The organism is Streptomyces sp. 13-12-16, from assembly GCF_002114215.1.
Taxonomy (GTDB): domain Bacteria; phylum Actinomycetota; class Actinomycetes; order Streptomycetales; family Streptomycetaceae; genus Streptomyces.
The window spans coordinates 1-3,440 of record NZ_NCTE01000018.1; the positions used below are offsets into that span (position 1 = coordinate 1).

Annotated in this window: 3 protein-coding genes; 1 reads left to right on the plus strand and 2 read right to left on the minus strand. The window is 72.3% G+C overall.

What is annotated here, in order from left to right; genetic code table 11:
* Positions 1-202: 202 nt before the first annotated feature.
* Together B7767_RS01065 and B7767_RS01070 are read right to left on the minus strand one after the other, a co-directional pair.
* Positions 203-1,270: an amidohydrolase family protein gene (locus B7767_RS01065; RefSeq protein WP_256923279.1), complete on the minus strand. Its 1,068-nt coding sequence runs from the start codon at positions 1,268-1,270 to the stop codon at positions 203-205.
* Between the two features lie 453 nt (positions 1,271-1,723).
* Positions 1,724-2,773: an LLM class flavin-dependent oxidoreductase gene (locus B7767_RS01070; protein ID WP_085570420.1), complete on the minus strand. Its 1,050-nt coding sequence runs from the start codon at positions 2,771-2,773 to the stop codon at positions 1,724-1,726.
* 258 nt (positions 2,774-3,031) lie between these two features.
* Between B7767_RS01070 and B7767_RS01075 the strand changes: the two genes are divergently transcribed.
* Positions 3,032-3,440 (plus strand): FAD-dependent oxidoreductase (locus B7767_RS01075; protein WP_143652122.1); only part of this gene is annotated, 409 nt, incomplete at its 3' end.

The window sequence follows — 3,440 nt, forward strand, 5'->3', positions numbered from 1 at the left end:
CCTCCGACCCGCGGCTCCGGTCGTGCGCTGTCCGTCGGTCCCGTGACGCGTGGCAGCCCGCCGTGCGCCCCGTGCCGGCCGGGACCGCGGGCCGCCGGTGAGGGAGGACCGCGCCGGCGCCGCGGCCCGCTCGTCCAGCACCCCGGAGTCGTCCTCGGCCAACCTCGGCTTCCGCTGCGCCGACGACTCGTCGTCCTCGGGATCAGGTGGTGCCGCAGGCGCGCTTCAGCGCGGGGACGAGGCGTAGCGCGTTGTCGCGGTAGATGCCGCGGCGCTGGTGATCGGTGAACGCGTGGTCGGCCTCGACGGCAGGCCCCGTGAAGCCCGTGATGATGTCGGCGGAGGCGGCCGGCCAGTCGGTGCCGTACAGGATCCGGTCGGCACCGGCCGTGGCCACCAGGGTGCACGCGGGGGAGAGGGGGCCGGCCGTGTCGTAGTAGAAGCGGTGGAGGTAGTCCCGTACGCGGGCGGCATCGATGGGCGGGGTGCAGAAGTCGCCGAAGGCGCCGATACGGGTGGCGATGTGGGGGAGGAACCCGCCGGCGTGCGGCAGGACGACCGACAGACGCGGGTACCGGTCGAGCGTCCGGGTGCGGATCAGGTTGACCGCGGCGCGCGTGGTGTCCAGCGCGAAGTCGCACATGAAATTCGGGATGCCCGCAACGGTGGGGACCCCCGGTGGCCTGCCCGGGAGGTCCAGGGGATGCGTGAAGAGAACGCCGGAGCGTTCGTCGAGTTCGGCGAGGAAGCGGTCGTACGAAGGATCACCGAGGTACACACCGTTGTAGTTGGCCTTCACACTCACTCCGACGGCGCCGAGGTCGTCGAAGGCCCGCCGGAGGGCCCACGTGGTGACCTCGGGGTGGTCCAGGAGGGCAGGACACAGGAAGGCGAACCGGCCCGGGTGCTCGTGCGTCAGGTCGGTCAGCGCCTCGAAAACGACGGTGAGCCCCTCCTTCGCCTGGGCCGGGGTGCGGTACCGGTCCTGCATGGTGGGATGCAGAACGGCGGTCGCGATCCCCACCCGGTCCATCACATCGAGCGCGGAGCGCGCGTCCCAACGCGCCCACCACAGCAGTTCCTGCCGCCGCAGCAGGCCTTCGCGCTCCGCCCAGTCCACCCATGCCGGAGCGGTGACATGGTGATGGACATCGATCTTCGTCCGCCAGGCGTCGTCCCCCTCCGCGCCGGTCGGTCCCGCTGTCCTCCGGGCGAGAGCGTGGGACTCGTCCGGGACGGCGACCGCGGACGCCACGGCTCCACCGGCCATGAGGAGACCGCGCCGGCTCACGGACCGACGGGAATTCGGCATGTGCGCATCCGTCCGTTGTCGCCGTCTGCTGTCGTACCACGGTGACCCGGCGGCGGGCCGGCGAGCTCCCGGGACTGCTCCGTCCGGAGGAACGGATTCCGCCGGACGGAGCAGCGCCTCCCGGGGGGACGGCCTTCCGGGCGCCCGGGCGGTGAAACGGTGGCTGCCGGAGTCGAACCGGTGGACGGCGCAGCCGGGCCGCGGCCCCCGTCACGGGTGGCCGACGGGACCGGCCACCTCGGTGGCCGGGCGGGAAGGGCCGCCTCGGTCGTCGCTGACGCGGCGGACGATGCCGCCGGGGGAGACGGTCACCATGTTCCGGAAGCGGACGTTCGGCCTGTCGGGGGACCTCGAGGGCGCGCTCGGCGGTGACGCCCGGCTCGCTCCCGTGGCGGAGAAGTTCCCGCCCCCTCAGGCCAGCACGGGCATGATCTCCTCGTGTATCAGCCGCAGTTGGTCGTCGGCGTCGGCCACGCCGTCCAGGTCCCGGCCGGTGAAGGCCCGCACCAGCCGCCGGTCGGTGAGGGCGCAGATGACGTGATTCACGCCGCTGGGCGCGATCTGGGTGCGGATCTTCTCCGCGCACTCGGCCGGGGTGCCCGCGACGGACAGCCGCTCGGCGACCTCCGGTGTGGTCAGTTCGACGCCCCGTGCCAGATCGCCGGCGCCGATCGCCTCGATCACGGGTTTCAGCTCGGCGGGCTCGACGCCGTTGCGGCGCAGTTGCTCCTCGGGCATGGAGGAGGCGTAGATGCCCACCATGCTGCGGGCCGCCTCCTTCGCCGACCGGGAGTCGGGCCCGGTGGCGAACACCACCCAGGCGCCGATGTCGAGGGAGCGCCAGTCCTTGCCCGCCCGTTCCGCGCCGGCCTTGATGTGGCGGACCGCGTACTCGTAGGCCTCCGCGGTGTAGCTCAGCGCGTGGTGGCATCCGTCGGACAGTTCACCGGCCGCCTCGAAGGACCTGGGCCCCCGCATCGCCCCGAGCTTCAGGGGCACATGCTGCTGGACCGGGCGGGCGAAGGTGAACAGCCCGTCGTAGGAGTAGAAGTCGCCGCGGTGGGTGATGGCGCCCTCGTCCAGCAGCGTCCGCACCACGTGCAGCGCCTCCTTGACGCGGGACAGGGGCCGGGTACGGGTCCAGTCGATGCCGTACTGCGCCAGGAGGCCGAAGTTGCCGCTGGACAGCACGGCCTCGGCCCGGCCGCCGGAGAGTTCGTCGAGCGTGGCCAGGGCCTGCGCGATCAGCGTCGGCTCGCGCAGGGTGACGGGGGAGACGCTGGGCCCCAGGCGGATGGTGCGCGTCCGGCCGGCGGCCGCGGCGAACAGCAGCCACATGTCCTTGTGCCAGGTCTCGTCCGCGGCGTAACAGGCGTAGAAGCCCAGTTCGTCGGCGAGCTCGATGGACGCCAGCGAATCCCGCAGCGGATAGTCGGGTAACAGGGCGTAGCTGAACCTCATGGGCGTGTCCTCTCCGGCCTCGGCCGATCGGTCACCGGTCCGCCCAGTGTCCAGGCCGGTCCGGTCGCCGGCCAGGGCGCGCACAGGTCACTTCCCGCTTTCGGCGGACAAGGTTCACTTCCGCTTCACACCCTGCGCGATGTATGCGGCGCGAGCCCGAGCCGTATCCGCGAACTTGCCGCATCTATCGAATCTCGATAGTTTCCCATCGTGATTCGATCGAAGCGTCCGCCTTCGACGGCCCGAAGGAGCACAGCCATGCCCACAGCGGCCCCCACCCCCCACCACCCCGGAGACACGGCCGAAACGGATGTGCTGGTGGTCGGTGCCGGACTGGCCGGCCTCCACGTCGCCACACTGCTCGCCCGGCAGGGCCACGACGTGCTCCTGGCCGAGCGGCGGACCGGCCTCGCCGGCGCGATCCGCACCACGGGAATCTTCGTGCGGAAGACACTCGACGACTTCCCGCTGCCCGACGAACACCTCGGGCCGCCGATCCGGCGCGTGGTGCTCTACCCCCCTGGCCTGCGCCGTCCCGTCAGCCTGGTCAGCGACCGTGACGAATTCCGGGTGGGTGACATGGCGCCGCTGTACGAGGCGGCGGCCGCCGCCGCGGTCGGCGCCGGCGTGCGGCTGGCGCTGGGCACCCGCTACGCCGGCCGGCGGG

Bases quoted from the DNA above. Each gene is read 5' to 3' on its own strand.
- B7767_RS01065 (WP_256923279.1), bottom strand. From the start codon at position 1,270: ATGGCCGGTGGAGCCGTGGCGTCCGCGGTCGCCGTCCCGGACGAGTCC.
- B7767_RS01070 (WP_085570420.1), bottom strand. From the start codon at position 2,773: ATGAGGTTCAGCTACGCCCTGTTACCCGACTATCCGCTGCGGGATTCG.